The sequence below is a fragment of the Bradyrhizobium manausense genome (assembly GCF_001440035.1).
In the GTDB taxonomy this organism is placed as follows: Bacteria; Pseudomonadota; Alphaproteobacteria; order Rhizobiales; family Xanthobacteraceae; genus Bradyrhizobium; species Bradyrhizobium manausense.
Map to the genome: position 1 here is coordinate 1 of NZ_LJYG01000051.1, position 18573 is coordinate 18573.

Annotated in this window: 15 protein-coding genes and 1 pseudogene; 4 read left to right on the forward strand and 12 right to left on the reverse strand. The window is 65.1% G+C overall.

Going from position 1 to position 18573, the window contains the following annotated elements:
- Positions 1 to 80: 80 nt before the first annotated feature.
- The 12 genes and pseudogenes from AOQ71_RS13420 to ugpB form a co-directional block, all read right to left on the reverse strand.
- Positions 81 to 1412 (reverse strand): IS1182 family transposase, encoded by a 1332-nt coding sequence (locus AOQ71_RS13420; RefSeq protein WP_057742559.1) that lies wholly within the window; start codon positions 1410 to 1412, stop codon positions 81 to 83.
- A gap of 176 nt (positions 1413 to 1588) precedes the next feature.
- Positions 1589 to 2311, reverse strand: a complete 723-nt coding sequence (locus AOQ71_RS13425) for a GntR family transcriptional regulator (protein WP_057747096.1) — start codon at positions 2309 to 2311, stop codon at positions 1589 to 1591.
- Positions 2312 to 2315: 4 nt separating this feature from the next.
- Positions 2316 to 2708 (reverse strand): oxalurate catabolism protein HpxZ, encoded by a 393-nt coding sequence (gene hpxZ, locus AOQ71_RS13430; RefSeq protein WP_057747099.1) that lies wholly within the window; start codon positions 2706 to 2708, stop codon positions 2316 to 2318.
- A gap of 12 nt (positions 2709 to 2720) precedes the next feature.
- The gene (locus AOQ71_RS13435; protein WP_057747101.1) at positions 2721 to 4115 is read right to left on the reverse strand and encodes an AtzE family amidohydrolase; all 1395 of its coding nucleotides are present in this window, start codon (positions 4113 to 4115) and stop codon (positions 2721 to 2723) included.
- Between the two features lie 7 nt (positions 4116 to 4122).
- The gene (locus AOQ71_RS13440) at positions 4123 to 4302 is read right to left on the reverse strand and encodes a DUF4089 domain-containing protein (protein ID WP_057747103.1); all 180 of its coding nucleotides are present in this window, start codon (positions 4300 to 4302) and stop codon (positions 4123 to 4125) included.
- 24 nt (positions 4303 to 4326) lie between these two features.
- Positions 4327 to 5237, reverse strand: a 911-nt coding sequence (locus AOQ71_RS47740) for an ABC transporter ATP-binding protein (protein WP_245316868.1), incomplete at its 5' end; no start/stop codon positions are given.
- Between the two features lies 1 nt (position 5238).
- Positions 5239 to 6087, reverse strand: a pseudogene (locus AOQ71_RS47745) (ABC transporter ATP-binding protein); the annotation flags it as partial.
- Between the two features lie 88 nt (positions 6088 to 6175).
- Positions 6176 to 7075, reverse strand: a complete 900-nt coding sequence (locus AOQ71_RS13450; RefSeq protein ID WP_057747108.1) for an ABC transporter permease — start codon at positions 7073 to 7075, stop codon at positions 6176 to 6178.
- A gap of 167 nt (positions 7076 to 7242) precedes the next feature.
- Complete coding sequence (locus AOQ71_RS13455; protein WP_057747110.1) at positions 7243 to 8256, reverse strand: ABC transporter permease; 1014 nt, start codon at positions 8254 to 8256, stop codon at positions 7243 to 7245.
- A gap of 114 nt (positions 8257 to 8370) precedes the next feature.
- Entirely contained in the window at positions 8371 to 9993 is a 1623-nt protein-coding gene (locus AOQ71_RS13460) for an ABC transporter substrate-binding protein (RefSeq protein ID WP_057747112.1), read from the reverse strand.
- 356 nt (positions 9994 to 10349) lie between these two features.
- On the reverse strand, positions 10350 to 11315 hold the full coding sequence (locus AOQ71_RS13465; protein WP_057747115.1) for an aminoglycoside phosphotransferase family protein: 966 nt from the start codon (positions 11313 to 11315) through the stop codon (positions 10350 to 10352).
- A complete protein-coding gene (ugpB, locus tag AOQ71_RS13470) occupies positions 11315 to 12640 on the reverse strand; it encodes a sn-glycerol-3-phosphate ABC transporter substrate-binding protein UgpB (RefSeq protein WP_430648620.1) in 1326 nt (441 codons plus the stop codon). Before ugpB ends, AOQ71_RS13465 begins: the two co-directional genes overlap by 1 nt.
- Positions 12641 to 12838: 198 nt before the next feature.
- Here ugpB and AOQ71_RS13475 point away from each other — a divergent pair, with 198 nt between their 5' ends.
- From AOQ71_RS13475 to AOQ71_RS13490, 4 genes are read left to right on the forward strand one after another with little or no spacing between them, the layout of a single operon-like run.
- A complete protein-coding gene (locus AOQ71_RS13475; protein ID WP_057747186.1) occupies positions 12839 to 13834 on the forward strand; it encodes a TRAP transporter substrate-binding protein in 996 nt (331 codons plus the stop codon).
- A 54-nt stretch (positions 13835 to 13888) separates the two neighbouring features.
- A complete protein-coding gene (locus AOQ71_RS13480; protein ID WP_057747188.1) occupies positions 13889 to 15919 on the forward strand; it encodes a sensor histidine kinase in 2031 nt (676 codons plus the stop codon).
- Complete coding sequence (locus AOQ71_RS13485) at positions 15889 to 17634, forward strand: ATP-binding response regulator (RefSeq protein ID WP_057747119.1); 1746 nt, start codon at positions 15889 to 15891, stop codon at positions 17632 to 17634. The genes AOQ71_RS13480 and AOQ71_RS13485 overlap by 31 nt, the downstream gene beginning before the upstream one ends.
- A gap of 12 nt (positions 17635 to 17646) precedes the next feature.
- The gene (locus AOQ71_RS13490) at positions 17647 to 18384 is read left to right on the forward strand and encodes a response regulator (protein ID WP_057747121.1); all 738 of its coding nucleotides are present in this window, start codon (positions 17647 to 17649) and stop codon (positions 18382 to 18384) included.
- Positions 18385 to 18573 lie beyond the last annotated feature (189 nt).

Consider the following 18573-nt stretch of genomic DNA (forward strand, 5'->3'; position numbering starts at 1 on the left):
TTCGATATTAAAGAGTGGGTAGCGCCCGCGCTGATGTCGGGGGCCGTCGATGTCGAACCGCCGGGGGATGGCTGTGCTGTCTATGCTTTTGCCAGTTGGTGTCCTTGCAGGATGTTGTTGGTGAGGGCGTACCAGAGCACGACGGCACGGACCTTCTCGATGCCGCGCACGGTCAATTGCCTGAGGTCCCAGTTCCGCCACCGGGCATGGATGCATTCGCAGATCGTGCGGGCTTTGTACTGTGCCTTGCCGGCTTCGCTGGCCATGCGGGCCCGCCAGGCCGCGACGCCAGGACCGTCGCTGCTCCGAGGTAAAAAGGGATCGACACCGCTCCTGGAGTTGGGCGGAGGACAGTAGACCTCGACGCCTTCACCGTGCGCCCATTCGATGTCCTCGCCGCTGCAGAACCCGCCATCGGCGAGGTAGCGACGCGGCAAGCGCTTCAGCCGAGTGCGCGTTCGCTCCAGCATCGGCCGCATCAAGCCGCGATCTGATCCGTTGTTGTCGATGTCGACCGTGACCACGATCAGTTCGCCGGCCGCGCTGGCCACCTGCACATTGTAGGCGGGGCGGAAGCCGGCATCTGCCATCTTCATCACCCTTGCCTGCGGGTCGGTGGTGGAGGCCCGGGGCTCCTTCGGCTTTTTGCCATTGCCGCCTTTTTCGTCGAGTTGCTTGCGCTTCCGCTTGATCTCGTCCAAAGCCCTCTGCGCAGCCTGCACCCGCTCACTGCGTTCGCGTGCCGCGCGCTCTCTGGCCGCCCTGATACGCCGGCTGCTGGCTTCCGGATCCGCATCGACCTCGCGCTTGAGCTCTTCCACCACAGCCTTCGCTTGGGCCATCTGCCGGCCGAGCGTTGCCTCCCGCCGGAACGAGCCGGCCCCCGCATTCGCCCGTATCCGCACCCCGTCCTGGGTCAGCTTCTCCAGATCAATCAGCCCTGCCTCATTCAGAGCCACCAGATGTTCGACCAGCAAACGGTCCAGCAGGTCCGCGCAGCCGACCCGGAAATCCGACAGTGTGTGATAGTTCAAAGACACGCCGCCGCAGAGCCAGCGGTAGACGTCGTGACTGTCGCAGAGCCGATCCAACGCCCGCGCGCTGCCAACGCCATCGCTCGTGGCGTACAGCCAAAGCGCCAGCAGCAGCCGGGGTGATGGCGCCGGATGGCCCGGCCTGTTTTCCCGTGCCTTAACCCGATCTTCCAGCTCGCTCAGGTCGAGCCCCTCGACATAAGCCCAGATCACCCGGGCCAGATGATCCTGCCCGATCAGGCTGTCGATATCGACCGCCCGCAATTCGACCTGATTGCGCACGGGCTCGCGCAGCCGAGGTGCACCCCGCGGCACCGCTTCGGTTCGTGGCGCCGACTGATCCGGCAATTCGCCAAAAAGTCCCTCGTCAGCCATCATCCTCTCCAGCAGATCAGTCTGCCTAGAGAATCACATTCGCCCGACACGCGGTACAAAAGATTCACAGTCTCGTAGGGTGGGCAAAGCGAAGCGTGCCCACCATTACCATCAATCGGAAAGAACGTGGGCACGGCGCTTCGCGCCTTTGCCCTCCCTACGGCAGCGATTGCGCCGCCCTACACCGACACCGCATAAATCTCATACTCCCCGCGCACCAGCTCGATATGGGCGCGCATCGCGGCGGCGGCGCCCTGCTTGTCACCGCGCATGATGGCGACGACGACGCGGTCGTGCTCGGCTTGCGACTTGGCGAGACGGCCGAGATTGCGGAACTGGGCGCGACGGAACGGCTGGACCCGCACGCGCGTCGCCAGCGTGATCTCGGCGATGTAGCCGTTCTGCGATCCCGCATAGATCGCGTTGTGGAAGCGCTCGTTGACCTCATGAAAGCGATCGGGGTTACCGGCGTAACTCAGCACGCGCAGTTCTTCGTGGATCGCCTCCAGGCCGTGACGCTCGGCGGCCGACATGCGCTCCGCCGCAAGTCCGGCACACAATGCTTCCAGCTCCGCCATCGCCTCGAACATGCTCTTGAGACGCTCGATCGAGGGCTGAGCGACCACGGCGCCGCGATGGGGACGCGCCTCGACCAGGCCGCTCGTGACCAATTGACGCAGCGCTTCGCGCACCGGTGTGCGCGAGACACTGAAGCGCCGTGCGATGTCGGTCTCGTCCAGTGGCGTGCCAGGGGCCAGAGTTCCCCGCACGATCTCGTCGGCAAGCTGGAGACGCAGCTCCTCCGCGCGCGTGACCTTTTGCACCGACGGTGAGGCACGGTCGACGCGGGGCACCACCGGTTCGGCCGGCAGTGTCCCGGGCGGAAAATCGTCAAGCGTCATACGGTCAGGTTTCTTTCGACTCGTCGATGATGCTGACATGGGCAGCGACGACGCGCCAGCCCTCCGGGAAGCGAATCCAGGTCTGCATCTGCCGGCCGACCTTGCCGGGAGCCGTGTCGCGATAGAACAGGGTGGACGCCACCGCCGTGTCGCGGCCATAGCTGGAGATGACAGTCTTCGCCCTGCGGCGGTTGAGGCCAACAGGCGAGCGGCCGGCGCGGAAGCCGGCGATCGCCTCATAGCCGTAGAGATTCTCGCCGATGCCGTAGCGCAGCGTACGGGGATCGTTGCGGAACAGCTCGCCGAGCACGGCGACGTCGTTGCTGACGAGGGCTTGCTCATAACGCTCAAACGCGGCTTTGACTTCGGCAATCACATCGGGGAGATCGATCTCCATCTCAAAATCCTCTTAAAGTCCCCTTGGGGCTGGCGCGGCGACCACGCCCATCTGTTCCAATGCATATGCGACGCGCAGCGCGACGTCCTCGCGCCAGGGCGCCGCGATGATCTGCACTCCGATCGGCAGCGGCTCGAGCGGCACGGGCACCGCAACCACGGGCAGACCGATGAACGAGATCGGCTGGGTGTGGATGCCGATATTGGCGCGCACCGGCAGCTCGACACCGTCGAGATTGAAGTTGACCTGGCCGAGCTTTGGCGCCGTGCAGGGCGTTGCCGGCGCCAGCAGCACGTCGACGGACTTGAATAGCTCGGCGAGCTGCGCGCGATACCAGCGGCGGAATTTTTGGGCGCGGTCGACCAGCGCCGCCGGCACCATCGCGCCGGCGATCAACCGGTCACGCACGGCGGGATCGAAATCGTTCGGACGCATGCGCAGGCGATCGAGATGCAGGGAGGCACCTTCGGTGGTGGTGATCACGTAAGCCGCCGCGCGGGCGCGCGAGGCTTCGGGCACGTCGATGACTTTCGTCGCGCCCAGTGCCTTGGCGACGCGGCTGACGGCTTCGACCGCTTCCGGGAACACATTCTTCTGGAAGTGGCCGCCGGCGATCGCGATGCGCAGATCCGAGACCGGATTGGCGAGCAGCGGCAGCGTCGGCTCCAATCCGCGCGTCGTGCAAGCGCCGTCATCGGCATCCGGGCCCTGCATTGCGTCGTAGGCGAGCGCGAGGTCGGTGACGGAGCGTGCGAACGGGCCGAGATGATCCAGGCTCGCGACGAACGGGAACGAGCGCGCGCGGGACAGCCGGCCATAGGTCGGCTTCAAGCCGAAGATGCCGCAGAATGACGACGGCACGCGGATCGAACCATTGGTGTCCGAGCCGAGCGCAAGCGGCACCAGCGCGCCGCCAACGGCGCTGCCCGAACCGCCGGAGGAGCCGCCGCTCATCCGCGTGGTGTCGTGCGGATTGCGCGAGGGACCGTCGTGGACGTTCTCGCCCGTAAAATCGTAGGCGTATTCGCCCATGTTGAGCGCGCCGACGAGGACGGCGCCGGCGGCCTCCATGCGCTCGATCAGCGTCGCGTCGCGCTTGGCGGGTGCGAGGTCGCGATTGATCTTCGAGCCGGCGCGGGTTGGAAGCCCGGCGACGTCGAACAGGTTCTTGACCGCGAACGGCACGCCGGCGAGCGGGCCGACGGTCTTGCCGGCGGCGATGTCGGCATCGATGGCTGTCGCTCTCGCGCGCGCACGATCAGCGGTGACGTCGGTGAAGGCGTTGAGGATGGCGTCGTGCTGCTTGATACGTGCGAGCGCGGCTTCAGTCGCATCGAGCGCGGACAATTGGCCGCCGGCCACCGCCTTTGCGATGTCCGCAGCACTCATCTCTGGCTTGGTGGTCATGGCAGCATCAGGCCGTGAAGATCGGCGCTGGCTCGGTCTCGTCCGGCAGCGCGAAATCGTCGACCAGCCGGCCAAGCCGCAGCGAGACCTCGAGATTGGCGCGGATCGCGGGCCGCCAGGCCTCCTCGACCGGCAGCGCCAGCGCTTTCGATACGGCGTCGATATAGTCGTCCAGCGGCTCGGCCATCACTCTCTCAAGCTCAGTGCACTCTTAGTGGACCTGCAACGGCGGATGCGGGATCGCCGTCAGCAGCTCCTTGGTGTAGTCGTCCTGCGGATCGCTCAGGACCTTTTCGGAAGAGCCTTCCTCGACGATCCGTCCCGTCCGCATCACAATGACACGATCGCACAACAAGCGCACTACATTCAAATCATGCGAGACAAACAGATAGCTCATACCTAGCCGTGCCTTGAGGTCCTGGAGCAGGTTCAGGACGACCGCCTGCACCGAGACGTCGAGCGCCGCGGTCGGCTCGTCCAGGATCACCAGCTTCGGATGCAGCGCGATGGCGCGGGCGATGCCGACGCGGGCCTTCTGGCCGCCTGAGAGCTGGTGCGGGAAGCGGTCCAGCAGATTGTGCGGCAGGCCGACCATGGTGGCCAGCTCCTCGCAGCGGGCGCGGAGCGCGTCACGGCCCTTGATATCGCCCAATTGCATGATCGGATCGGCGATGGCGCGCGCGGCGGTGAAGCGCGGGTTGAGGCTGTCGGTCGGATCCTGGAACACCATCTGGATGCGGCTGCGCTGCGGCAGCCGGGCAAAGGCTGCTGGCGCGATGGCGCCGATGTCCTCGCCGTCGAACTGGATCAGGCCGGAGGTGTGGTCGAGCAGGCGCATCACCATCATCGAGGTGGTCGATTTGCCGCAGCCGGATTCGCCGACGAGGCCGACGCTCTCGCCATGGCCGATCGCGAAGCTGATGCCATCGACGGCGCGGAACACGTCCTGCTCGACCGGCGGCTTGCGGCCGAACAGTTTTCCGAGCGTGGCGGTGGCGCCCTGGCGCGGATATTCTTTCACGAGCTTTTCGATGAGAAGGAGCGGCTTGGGAGTCTCGTCACCTCCGGGCTTGACCCGGGGGTCCATCGATTGCGATGAATCCTGCGAAGCGTGATGGATGGNCCCGGCCATGACAGTCGCGCCCTCTTCCTCCGGCAACAGATCCCGCAGTGACACGCCGAGCCGCGGCGTCGCGCGCATCAGCTTCTTGGTGTAGGGGTGCTGCGGGCTCGCGAAGATGTCGGCGGCTTTCGCGGTCTCGACCACGCGGCCCTTCTCCATCACCACGACGCGGTCGCAATAGGCGGCGGCGAGGCCCAGGTCGTGGGTGATCAGGATGGTCGACATCGCCTTGCGTTTGGTCAGCTCGACGATCAGGTCCATCACCGCCTTCTGCGTGGTGACGTCGAGGCCCGTGGTCGGCTCGTCGGCGATCAGGAGCTGCGGGTTGCAGGCGAGCGCGAGCGCGATGACGACGCGCTGGCACATGCCGCCGGACAGCTCGAACGGATAGGCATGATAGCGCTCGCGCGGGCGGGCGATCTTGACCTGCTCCAGCGCCTCGATCGCCTTCTCGCCGCCATCTGTAACCTGGGCCTGCTGCACATGGGTGCGCAGCACGTCCTCGATCTGGTCGCCGACTTTCCTGATCGGGTTCAGCGCCGCGCGCGGATTCTGGAAGATCATCGAGACTTCGCGGCCGCGCAGGTCGCGCATCTGGTCTTCGCTCGCGGCCTTGACGTCGATGCCGGAGAACATCACCGAGCCCTCGGCGATCTTGCCGGCGCGGTCGAGGATGCGCATCACCGCATAGGACGTCACCGACTTGCCGGAGCCTGATTCGCCGACGATGGCGAGCGTCTCGCCCTTGGCGACGGAGATGTTGACATGCTGCACGGCCTTCACGATGCCGCGCCGGGTGGTGAATTCGACGGTGAGGTCCTGAACGTCGAGCAGCGGCTGAGCGGTCACGAGCGCCTCCGGTCGCTCCGACGCGCGAAAACAACCCCATGCACAGTAGAAGCTCCGCTGAAGTCATTGAAGGATTTCTGCCAGACCATCACGTCCTCCGCTGGGGGTCGACGATGTCGCGCAGGCCGTCGCCGAGGAGGTTGAAGCAGAACACGGCGATCATCAAAGCGAGGCCGGGGAACAGCGCGATCCACCATTCGCCCGACACCATGAAGCCCGCGCCCTCGGCGACCATGATGCCCCATTCCGCCGTCGGCGGGCGGACGCCGAGGCCGATGAAGGAGAGGCCCGCGGCATTCAGAATGGCGTAGCCCATGGTCAGCGACATCTGCACGATCATGATCGGCATGATGTTGGGCAGGATGTGCACCAGCAGGATGCGGAATTCGCCATTGCCGGACAGACGCGCCGCCTGCACGAAGCCGGCATTGCGCCGGACATTGGCTTCGGCGCGCGCGACGCGGGCATAGAGCGGGAAGTTCACGATGGCGGTGGCGAGAATGATGTTCTGCACGGTGTTGCCGAGCGCCGCGACGATGCCCATCGCCAGCACGAACAGCGGAAAGGCCATGATGGTGTCGGCGATGCGGCCGACAATGCGGTCGGTCCAGCCGCCGAAATAGCCGGCGGCGATGCCGGCGAGGCCGCCCATCAAAAACACCAGCACGACGGAGGCGACCGCGATGAAGGTATCGAGCCGCGTCGCCACCACGACGCGGCTGAAGATGTCGCGGCCGAGCTGGTCGGTGCCGAACCAGTGCGCGGCTGAAGGCGGTTTCAAGGCCGCAGCGGTGTCGGAAGCCAGCGGATCATACGGCACCACATAGGGGCCGAAGATCGCGGCGGCGAGGATCAGGATCAGCAGCGCGAAAGCAAAGCCCGTGACTTTGTTCTCGCTCAGCACGTAGCGGGTCTGTTCGAGCATGGCGGTAAGGCCGGAGGTGCGCGCGGGGCCGACCGGTTCAACAGCAGGCGCAACGGAGCTCATGGTTCACTGCTCCCTTTGCGCGTTATGTTGTTCGAAGATTGGCTGCCCGTCGTCATTGCGAGCGAAGCGAAGCAATCCAGACCGTCCGCCCCGGCAACGGCCTGGATTGCTTCGTCGCTTCGCTCCTCGCAATGACGAGGTTGAGGCATAAGTTTCCGGAGCATCCGTTAGCCCTCCAACCTGACGCGCGGATCGATCACGCCGTACAAGATGTCGATCACGAGATTGAGCAGCACGTACATCACCGCCATGGTGAGGACAAAACCCTGCACCGGCGCGAAGTCCGACGAGATCAAAGCTTCCACCGCATAGGAGCCGATGCCGGGCCAGGCGAAGACTTTTTCCACCAGCACGTTGGCGCCCAGCAGGAACGAGAACACCATGCTGAGCGTGGTGATGACGGGCAGCATGGCGTTGCGGAAGGCGTAAGTGACGATCACGGTCGTCGGCGACAGGCCGCTGGCGCGCGCAGTGCGGACAAACTCCGACGCGAGCACCGCCAGCATCGAGGCGCGCGTCATGCGCGCGATCGGCGCCAGCGAGAAGATCGCGAGCGTCGTCGCGGGCAGGACGAGCTGGCTCAGCGCCGAGCGCCACGCCTCGAAGTCGCGCGCGATCAGGGTGTCGATCAGATAGAAGCCGGTGACCGTCGGCGGCGCGCTGTAGAACACGTCGAGACGGCCGAGCGGCGCGGGCGACCAGCCGAGCTGGAAGTAGAAGACGTACACCAGCACGAGGCCGGTGAAGAACACGGGGAGCGAAACGCCTGCTGTCGTCGTGATGCGACAGAGATGGTCGATCCAGGAGCCCGGCCGCGTTGCCGCCAGCACGCCGAGCGGGATGGCGATGACAATGGAGACGATCAGGCCGAGCAATGTCAGCTCGGCCGAGGCCGGCAGGCGGTTGCGGATCTCGGTCGCGACCGGCTGGCCTGTCGTCAGCGAATTGCCGAAATCGCCATGGGCGAGATCGTTGGTGTAGCGGAGGAACTGCTCGATCAGCGGCCTGTCGAGCCCGAGCTTCTTGCGGATCTGCTCGACGGCTTCCTTGGTGGCGGCGGGGCCGGCGAAATACGCGGCGGGATCACCGGGCAGCGCGCGCGTCAGCAGGAACGTGACGATGACGACGCCGATAAGCGAGGGAATCGCAAACATCAGGCGCTTGCCGATCATGGTGAGCATGGCTGGCGCTCCGCGCTGGCGAATCGCGAATGGCGAATGGCGAATGGATTCTCGCAACTGCCGGTCATTGTCGCTGCTCCCTATTCGCTACTCGCCACTCCCTATTCGCCTCTCTCACCCCTTCGCCAGCGCGCGATAATCCAATCTGCGGTGGAACCAGTATTGGTAGCCGCTGATGTTCTTCTGCATCGCGACGTTGACGAAGGGCTGGTACAGCGGGATGCGCGGGACGTCGGTGAAGGCCAGATCGACAAAGCCCTTCACGTCGGTGTCGTAGGCCGCCTTGTCCCCGGTCGCAGCCGACGTGCGCGCGCCGTCGATCAGCTTGTCCATCTCCGCCGACTTGTAGCTCATGGTGTTGAAGACGGAATTGTTGCCGTGATAGCACCAGTAGAAGAAGTATTCGGGGTAATCGAGCCAGCCCGAGAACACGTTGGTGAAGAGCGGCATCTCCTTCTTGTTCAATTCGGTGCGCCAGTTGGCGCCGGGCACCTTGTTGATGGTGGTCTTGATGCCGAGCTGGGCGAGGCTCTCCTGCACCAGCACGCAGAGCGGCTCGTTGACGCCGGCGAAGTTGAGATCGAACGAGATCGTGGTCTCGAAACCGTTGGCATAGCCGGCTTCAGCCAGCAGCGCCTTCGCCTTCTCCATGTCGGTATTGTACTTGTGCGGCTGCGGCCATGCGACCTCGGTGGCCTTGTCCGCGGGCGCGCCGAACATGGGATTGCCGAGGCCGAACAGCACGGCGTCCATGATCTTCTGATACGGCAGCGCATAGGCGATGGCCTGCCGCACCTTGACGTTATCGAACGGCGGCTTGGTGACGTTCATTCCGATATACTGGATGCCGTTGGAGAACGGCAGTGACACCACGTTGAGCTTGCCGTTCGCCTTCATCTCCTGGAAATCCTTGAACGGCAGCTCATAGGAGATGTCGGCGTCACCGCGCTCCAGGAGCGCGCGGCGGTTGCCGGCCTGCGGCACCATGCGCCAGATCACGCGCTTGATCTTCGGCAGCGGACCGCCGACCCAATCCTCGTTGCGCTCCATGATCACTTCGGTGCCGGCGGTCCATTTCGTCACCTTGTAGGCGCCGGAGCCCGCGGTCTGCTGCTTGGTGAACTCGAGCCCCCAGGGGTCCTTCTCGCTGGCGTTCTTCTTCACCAGCTCGGAGTTGACGATGCAGGGCACGATGACGGCGAGATCGGGAACGGTCAGCCTGTCCTTCTTCAGGAAGTCGACCCGCACGGTGTAGTCGTCGATCACGACGAACTGCTCCGGCTTGGTGAGAGAGCCCGCGCTCATCTGGAAGGTCGGGAAGCCGCCGACGCTGACGGCGCGGTCGAGCGACCATTTCACGTCTTTCGCCGTCACCGGCGTGCCGTCATGGAATTTGGCGTTCTTCTTCAGCTTGAAGGTGACCGACATGTCGTCGATCTTGAACTCTTCGGCGAGCTCGCCCTTGAACTTGTCGCGGTCGTAATAGGGCACCCCGCCGGGGCCGGCTTTCATCTCATGGCTGATCAGCCGGTCGTAGCAATTCCACGACACTTCGTAGCCGGGCACGTTGGTGCCGACGCCGTGAATGTCGAGATTGTTGGGACCGCCTTCCGAGACGATCAGCAGTGTCTCGGAGCGGGCATCGGCATAGGCCGATGAGATGACCTGCGGCACGGCCGGAAGCGCCGCGCCAGCGGCCAATCCGGAAACGGATTTGAGGAAATCGCGGCGCTTCATGACGGGTGCTCCAACGCAGGAGTTTCTGGTTGGAACCGGATTCGCAAGGTTCGTGCCAAGGGTTAGCGGGAGGTTAAATCAAATGTAAATTATTGGTATCACTTACATATTGTCGATTCTGGCGAGCCGGGCTTCGAAGCTTGAGCGCCAGGAATTGCATGCAAAGAAAAACATTTGCTCATTTAATAGGCTAAGCTTGAGGTCGGCACGCTTAACAGGCAAAGCCCGTCATTCCCTGGCGATGCGCAGCATCGAGCCCGGAATCCATCGGGCCGCAGCACGCGCGGAAAAATGGATTCCGGGCTCGCCGCCTTGCGGCGCCCCGGAACGACAGGCGAGGCGTAGAGCGAGCGCAGTCACTCCGGCCAGATCAGCTCCTGCAGCTCGACCAGATCGTCCACCTGCTCCTGCCAACCCTCGATGCAGATGTGGCTGTTGAGGTCGCTGGCGTGGTGCAGCAGCATCAAGGCCATCAGGCGGCGCTTGAGCGCGAAATCGGGCTTTGCGTAACCGAAGCCTTCGAGCAGGCTGCGCACCCGGCCCGGCCGGCCCGCCGCCATGAAGGCGCTGGGGCCGAGCAGGTCGTAATCGCGAAAGCCGGCGCGCACGTCGCCGAAATCGAACAGGCCGGCGAGCGCCCATTGATCGTCGTGGCAAGCGAGCAGGAAGTTTTCCGGAATGTATTCGCCGATCAGGATCACCGGCGGCGCGTCCATCGGGATCAGCGTCGCCGCATCGCGCAGGAGATCGTCGAGACCGGCGAGGAATTTCGGCGCAAGGCCGAGGTGTTCGTGCCTGCTGCGGCAGGCACGCATCTGCGCGCGCATGAAGGCATCCCAGCGTGGCTCGAGCTCAGCGAGCGGCCCAAGCGGCGCACGCTGCACGGCGGCGATGGCCTCGCCGATCTGGCGCAGCACGCGCTCTTTCTGCGCTTCCGGCAGGTGCGGCCAGACCTCCGAGCCGAGCGTGCCTGATAGCCGTGTGATGATCAGATAGGGCCAGCCGTCACGGCTTCCTTCCGCGACAATCTCGGGGATCGGCAGATGGAGGCGGCCCGCAAGCTGCATCAGCGAGCCGCGCTCGGAGATGAATTGTGCGCGCAGCAGCGGCGGGAAGATTTTCAGGATCAACGCGTGGCCGAAGCCGATCACGAGATTGGTGCCGGTCGAGAACACGTGAGGCGCGCCGGTGTCGACGCCGTGGCTCCGCGCGATGTCGAGCGCGATCGGCAGCCATTGCTGCGGATCGGAGCGAAAGGTGCGGAAGGACTGCGCGTCCGCGAAGGCCGGCAATGGCTTGCGAGTGCTGTTCGCAAGATCCATTACTGCTCCGGGCTCGCACGCTCGAACTGGCGCAGCAGCTTGTTGCCGCGCTCGACGGCGGCATCGAGCGCGGCTTGCGCGCTCTTCCGGCCGGCAAAGGCCTGCTCGAGCTCTTCCTCGATGGTGCCGCGGATCAGGTTGAAGGAGCCGAGCCTGATGCCCTTGGAATTTTCCGTCGGCGGATGCAGGGTGATCTGCTCGAACGAGATCGCCGAGCCCGGATTGCGCTCATAGAAGCCCTGCGCGCGCGTCAGCTCATAGGCGGCGCGGGTGATCGGCAGGTAGCCGGTGTTCTGGTGCCAGGCGGCCTGCACGCCGGGCTGCGACAGATAGGCGAAGAACCGCGCCACGCCCTTGTATTCCTGGCGCGGCCGGTCGCGCAGCACCCACAGCGTGGCGCCGCCGATGATGGAATTCTGCGGCGCACCCGCAACATCGGGCCAATACGGCATCATGCCGTAGCCGATCTCGAATTTCGAGAAGGCCTTGATGTCGGCGCGCGTCGCCGACGAGCCGATGAAGATGCCGCATTCGCCGTTCTGGAAACGCGGCTCGGCAGCCTGCCCGCGGCCGCTATAGTCGAACAGTTTTGTCTTCTGCCATTCGGCGAGCTGGGCGACGTGCTTGATCACGGCCGGATTGTTGATGGTCAATTCCGCATCAAGACCAGCAAAGCCGTTCGCGCGCGTGGCCACCGGCAGATTGTGAAACGCCGAAAAATTCTCGATGTGGATCCAGGACGGCCACGACGTGGTGAAGCCGCACACGGCGCCGCGCTCGCGCAGGCGCCTGGCCGCCTGACCAAGCTCGGGCCAGGTCTTTGGCGGCGCCTCCGGGTCGAGGCCGGCGTCGCGAAACATGGTCTTGTTGTAGTAGAGGATCGGCGTCGACGAGTTGAACGGGAAGGACAGCAGATTGCCTGACGCATCGGTGTAATAGCCGGAGACCGCCGGAAGGTAGTCGTTCAGCGAGAACGGCTCGCCCATGTCGCGCATCATGCTGTAGACCGGATAGATCGCGCCCTTGGCGGCGGTCATGGTCGCGGTGGCGACCTCGTTGACCTGGACGATCGCAGGCTGGCTGCGCGAGCGGAAGGCGAAGATCGCGGCCGTCACCGTCTCGGTGTAATTGCCCTTGTACGCAGGCACGACGCGGTAATCCGACTGCGAGGCGTTGAAGTCGGAGGTGAGCTTCTCGAGCTGCCTGCCGAGCTCGCCCGACATGGCGTGCCACAACGCGATGTCGGTCGTGGCACGCGCCTCGCAGCTCAAGGCGAGGGCCAAGGCGGCGGCGGCGACCTGCAAAAGGCGCAATGCTGAAGTCACGATGGCTCTTCCCGTATGACGCGGCAAAAGGCGGCCACACCCTGCTTAAGGCGCGCGAGAAGCGGTTTCAACCGGGAATGACGACGTGCGGCGGCGCACAATCGGCCCCGGCGGCCGGGATGGCCTTCCCTTTACCATCTGCTAGATTGCGTTGAACCTTTTGGTCCCGCCATAGACTCCATCACCGAGGGGTTGAGTGTGCCAGTGTTAAACCGTGCCGAACGCTCACGGGCCGGGGTGATTTTCGTCGCGCTGCTGCTCGCCATTTGCGCGACGAGCGCCGTTGCGCGTGAATTCCGCGCCGCCGACACCCAGACCGAGGACTATCCGACCGTCCAGGCGCTGCGCTACATGGGCGCGCTGATCTCTGAGCGCACCGGCGGCCGGCACCAGATCAAGGTGTTTCACTCCCGCCAGCTCGGGGAGGAGAAGGAGACGATCGCGCAGACCCGCGCCGGCGCGATCGACCTCAACCGGACCAATGTGGCCCTGATCGGAAATTTCGTCCCGGCGATGAACGTGCTGGCCATGCCGTTCCTGTTCCGGTCCATCGAGCACATGCAGAAGGTGCTGGACGGGCCGATCGGCAAGGAGATCCTCGGCAGCTTCGAGCCCTACGGCTTTGTCGGGCTCGCCTTCTACGATTCCGGGGCCCGCTCGATCTACAACAACGTCCGTCCGGTCAGGAGCCTTGCCGACCTCAAGGGATTGCGGATCCGGGTGCAGCAATCGGAGTTGATGAGCCAGATGATCCGCGCGCTCGGCGCCGAGCCGGTCGAGCTGCCCTACGGGCAGGTGCTCACGGGGCTCTCGACCCATCTGATCGACGGCGCCGAAAACAACTGGCCCTCCTTCGTGACCACAGACCATTACAAGCATGCCGCCTACTACACCCTCACCGAGCACACGATGAGCCCGGAGGTGCTGGTGATCTCGCTCAAGGCCTGGCAGAGCCTGTCGGCTGAGGACCAGACCATCTTCAGGGAAGCCGCCGCCCGTTCGAGCCTGTACATGCGCGAGAAATGGCGCGACCTCGAGGAGCAGTCGCAGCGCAAGGCGGACGCCGCCGGCATCACCGTGATCAAGACCATCGACCGCAAGCCGTTCGAGGATGCGATGGCGCCGATCTACGCCAAGGCCGCGCAGGATCCCGCCGCGGCGGCGCTGATCGAACGCATTCGCAAGGTGGAGTGACGCTGTTTGATCGCGCCCGGCACCAGCGAGAGTGCAGAGCGGCCGCCCGGCCCGATCGGGCGGCTGCGCGCGCGCCTCGTCGGCGTGCTGCGGGCAGTGCCGATCCGCTGGCGCATCCTGTCGATCGCGGCGCTGAACTCCGCCGTGGTGATCGTGCTGGTGGCGATGATCTGGAACGGCGCGCAGGTGCTGAGCTCGGCCTGGGACGACGTGCGGCAGGTGCGGGAATCCGACCGGATCCTGGCCCTGCTCGAGAGCGAGACCGGGCGGCTGCAGAACCTGATCCATCGCTACATCAACCAGCCGAGCCCCGACCTGTTCGCCGAGATCCTGCTGCTGCGCGAGGCCGTGCAGGGCACGCTGACCGACCGCGCCGCCAAGGACCCGATGCTGTCAGGCTCGGTCGAGGAGCTGGAGCGCACCACCGACCGCTTCCTCAACGGCTTCGGCGAGCTGCGCAGCGTGCAGGCGACCATCGCCAGGACCTATGAGGAAAAGGTGCAGGGCCCCGCCAAGGACATGGCGGGCCTGTACTCCATCATCGAGGGCGCCACCGGCCATCGCGACGCGCTGATCTGGCCCTCGCTCGGCAAGTCGCGCGAGGCCTTCACCGCGATGCTGGTCGCGGCCAATTCCTACTATCTGTCGCAGTCGGTCGCGGCCGCCGACGACGCGCGCCGCCACACCGAGACGATCGAGAAGACGATTCCCGTCATGATCGATCTCGCCGAGAATGATTTGCAGAAGATGGCGCTGCAAAAGCTCGCGACCCGCACCATCGCGCTGCGCGAGGGCTTTGCAAAACTCTCGGAGCAATTGACCAACCGCAACGAGCTCTTGCGCAACACCATCGACGCCAGCCAGGCCGAGGCGATCGGCGCCATCGATAATCTCTCGACCAAGATGCGCCAGCGCGAGCAGAAGGCGCAGGAGACGTTCGACCGCACGCTGGCGGACATTTCACGTCGCGTGCTCTCCATCGCGGTGATCTTCCTCGGCATCATCCTCTCCGCCGGCGTGCTGATCGCGCTGTCGATCCGGCTGCCGCTGCAGCAGATCATGACCGCGATGCGCGCGATCACGCTCGGCGATCTCGGCCGCGAGGTGCAGGGCACCAGGGCCCGCGACGAGGTCGGCGCCATGGCGCGCGCGGTGGAAGTGTTCCGCGAGAACGCGATCGCCAAGCGCCAGACCGAGGACGAGCTGCGCGCGTCCAAGGAAAAGGCCGAAAGCGCGCTGCTCGAGCTCAACGCCGCGCAGCAGAACTTGATCGACGCCGAACGGCTCGCAGCCCTCGGCGGCCTCGTCGCCGGCGTCGCGCACGAGGTCAACAACCCGATCGGCATCAGCCTGACGGTGGCCTCGAGCTTTGCGAGGCGCACCGAGATTTTCGAGGCCCAGCTGAAGGGCGACGGCGGCCTGCGCCGCTCGCAGCTGGAGGAATTCGTGCAGTCCTCGCGCGATGCATCCCAGCAGCTGGTCGCCAACCTCGCCCGCGCCGGCGAGCTGATCCAGTCGTTCAAGCAGGTCGCGGTCGACCGCTCCCATGCCGAGCGGCGGCAGTTCTCGCTCAGCGAAGCCACCGACCAGATCATCGCGAGCCTGCGGCCCGTGCTGAAGCGCTCGCCGATCACGCTGCAGGTCGACGTGCCCGAGGGGCTCTTGCTCGACGGCTATCCAGGCTCCTATGGCCAGATCCTGACCAACCTGTTCCTCAACGCCGCCAACCACGCCTTTGCCGACGCCCGCGCCGGCACCATCGCGATCTCGGCCCGGCCGCGCGGCACCGAGGATATCGAGATCATCTTCGCCGATGACGGGGCCGGCATGACCCCGGACGTGCAGCGCCAGGCCTTTGACCCATTCTTTACCACAAGGCGCAACGAAGGTGGCACGGGCCTGGGCTTGCATATCGTCTATAACCTTGTCACCCAGCAGCTCGGCGGGCGGATGATGCTGGAATCCAAGCTGGGACAAGGCACTACTTTTCGGATTATCATGCCGCGCATCGCCAAGGGCGGGGCGCAAAGCACAGAAAGTGACGGGACTTCTCAATGGCCGAACAGGACGATGTCCTCCACCTGATCGACGATACCGGTACCGCGTCGGAGGACACGGACGTCCGGAAATGGAAGATCGCCGTCATCGACGACGATCCGGCCGTGCATGACGGCACCCGTTTTGCGCTCTCGGATTACAGCCTGAACGGCCAGGGACTGGAGATCCTCTCCGCCCATTCCGCGGCGGAAGGCCGCAAGCTGATGGCCGCGCACAGCGACATCGCCGCGGTGCTGCTCGACGTCATCATGGAGACCGACGTCGCCGGCCTCGAGCTGGTCGAATACATTCGCAACGTGCTCAAGAACGAGACCGTGCGCATCATCCTGCGCACCGGACAGCCGGGCCAGGCGCCGGAGCGGCGCGTGATCGTGCAGTACGACATCAACGACTACAAGGCCAAGACCGAGCTCACCGCCGACAAGCTGTTCACCTCGCTGACCGCGGCGCTACGCTCCTACCAGCAGCTCGAGCGCATGGTGCAGACGCGGCGCGGTCTCGAGATCATCATCGATGCGGCCTCGACCCTGTACGACTTCAAGTCGATGCAGCGGCTCGCCGAGGGCGTGCTGACCCAGCTCGCCTCGCTGCTCAATGTCGACTGCGCCGGCATATTGGTGCTGCGCGACAATGGCGGCGTCGATGCCGAACTCTCGGTGCTGGCCGGCAGCGGCTGCTACAGCCGCTTCATCGGCACGACCTCGTCGAAGGCGCTCGATCCTGATTTGCGCCAGCTGGTGGAGGACGCGTTCCAGCGCCGCAAGAACGAATTCGCCGACCATCGCAGCGTGATCTATTTGCGCACCGGAAGCGGCCGCGAGGTCGTGGTGCTGCTGCAGTCCGAGCGCGATCTGTCCGAGACCGACCGCTCGCTGGTCGAGATCTTCTCGAGCCGGCTCTCGATCGCGTTCGACAACGTCATCCTCTATCAGCAGCTCCAGGACGCCAACACCCAGCTGGAGGACCGCGTCGCCCAGCGCACCCGCGCCTTGATGCAGGCCAACCGCCGGCTGTCGGCCCAATGGCTGCGGCTGCAGCGCGCCAACGGCTTCAAGAACGAGATCCTGGGCACCGTCGCGCACGATCTAAAGAACCCGCTCGGCGTCATCCTCGGCCGCACCGAGATGCTGAAGGAGCTGATCTCGACCGGCGCCTCGGCATCAGGCGTGGTCTCCCAGGTCGACCATATCAGAGACGCCACCAAGCGCCTGACCACGATGGTCGACCATCTGATCTCGGATGCGATGGCCGATGCCTTCGACATCACCATCCGCCGCGAGCCGGTCGACGTCGCCGCGCTGGTGAAGGAGGTCGCCGAGGCCAACCAGCCCCTCGCCGTCAACAAGCAACAGTCGATCAGCGTCAGCGCGCCCACCAACATCGTCACCATGTGCGACACCGACCGCATCCGCGAGGCGATCGACAATCTGATCAGCAACGCCATCAAATACTCGCCGTTTGCGGGCAAGATCACCGTCGCGGTCAGCCACGAGGGCAACGACACCATCATTCGCGTCAGCGACGAGGGCGCAGGCCTGTCGCCGGAAGACCTCGGCCGCCTGTTCGGCCGGTTCCAGCGGCTCTCCGCAAAACCGACGGCGGGTGAGAGCTCGACGGGGCTTGGGTTGTCCATCGTCAAGCGTATTATCGACATGCATGGCGGCGAGGTAACCGCCGACAGCGACGGCCCGGGCAAGGGCTCGACCTTCACCATCACCCTACCCGCGACCGAGATGCCGTGATTCGAGCGTGACATGACACAAAGCCCGCACATCATGATCGTCGACGACGAGGCCCCGGCCCGCGAGATGGTCGGCGATTACCTCAAGATGCACGGCTTCACGGTGACGCTGTGCGACGGCGGCAAGAGCTTGCGCGCCGCGATCGACGGCAGCATGCCCGACCTCGTCGTGCTCGACCTCAACATGCCCGAGGAGGACGGCCTCTCGATCATTCGCGACCTCAAGAGCCGCAGCAACGTGCCCGTCATCATGCTCACGGCGACCGCGAGCCCGATCGACCGCGTCGTCGGCCTCGAGCTCGGCGCCGACGATTACGTGGCAAAGCCCTGCGAGCTGCGCGAGCTGATGGCGCGGATCCGCTCGGTGCTGCGGCGGAGCACGCCGGCGAAGTCAGCCGGCAGCGATGCGGCGCCGGCGAAATCCGACAAGGATCAGCTGGTACGCTTTGGGACAAAATGGCTCGACCTCGAAGCCCAGGCGCTGCGGGACGACGAGGGCAATGAGCATCCGCTGACCGCGTCCGAGTTCGGGCTTTTGAAAGTGTTCGCGGCCAATCCGAAGCGCGTGCTGTCGCGCGAGCGGCTGCTGGAGCTTGCCAACGCGCGCGATGCCGAAGCCTTCGACCGCGCCGTGGACCTGCGCATCATGCGCATCCGCCGCAAGATCGAGCCCGACCCGACCAAGCCCGCCGTGATCCGCACCATCCGCGGCGGCGGCTATTTGTTCTCGCCGCAGGGCGAGAAGGCCTAGGCTGTAGGGTGGGCAAAGGCGCAACGCGCCGTGCCCACCATCTCTCTCGAATCTCGGAATGAACGTGGGTACGGCGCGAAGGGCGCCTTTGCCCAACCTACGGCACTGTGTTTGGAGCCGGACCTGCGTCGTGTCGACGGCAGTGGGTGCGGCGCGACGAAACGCAAGCCCCGGAAATTCGTTCCTCCC

Bases quoted from the DNA above. Each gene is read 5' to 3' on its own strand.
- AOQ71_RS13420 (WP_057742559.1), bottom strand. From the start codon at position 1,412: ATGATGGCTGACGAGGGACTTTTTGGCGAATTGCCGGATCAGTCGGCG.
- AOQ71_RS13425 (WP_057747096.1), bottom strand. From the start codon at position 2,311: ATGACGCTTGACGATTTTCCGCCCGGGACACTGCCGGCCGAACCGGTG.
- hpxZ (WP_057747099.1), bottom strand. From the start codon at position 2,708: ATGGAGATCGATCTCCCCGATGTGATTGCCGAAGTCAAAGCCGCGTTT.
- AOQ71_RS13435 (WP_057747101.1), bottom strand. From the start codon at position 4,115: ATGACCACCAAGCCAGAGATGAGTGCTGCGGACATCGCAAAGGCGGTG.
- AOQ71_RS13440 (WP_057747103.1), bottom strand. From the start codon at position 4,302: ATGGCCGAGCCGCTGGACGACTATATCGACGCCGTATCGAAAGCGCTG.
- AOQ71_RS13450 (WP_057747108.1), bottom strand. From the start codon at position 7,075: ATGAGCTCCGTTGCGCCTGCTGTTGAACCGGTCGGCCCCGCGCGCACC.
- AOQ71_RS13455 (WP_057747110.1), bottom strand. From the start codon at position 8,256: ATGCTCACCATGATCGGCAAGCGCCTGATGTTTGCGATTCCCTCGCTT.
- AOQ71_RS13460 (WP_057747112.1), bottom strand. From the start codon at position 9,993: ATGAAGCGCCGCGATTTCCTCAAATCCGTTTCCGGATTGGCCGCTGGC.
- AOQ71_RS13465 (WP_057747115.1), bottom strand. From the start codon at position 11,315: ATGGATCTTGCGAACAGCACTCGCAAGCCATTGCCGGCCTTCGCGGAC.
- AOQ71_RS13485 (WP_057747119.1), top strand. From the start codon at position 15,889: ATGGCCGAACAGGACGATGTCCTCCACCTGATCGACGATACCGGTACC.
- AOQ71_RS13490 (WP_057747121.1), top strand. From the start codon at position 17,647: ATGACACAAAGCCCGCACATCATGATCGTCGACGACGAGGCCCCGGCC.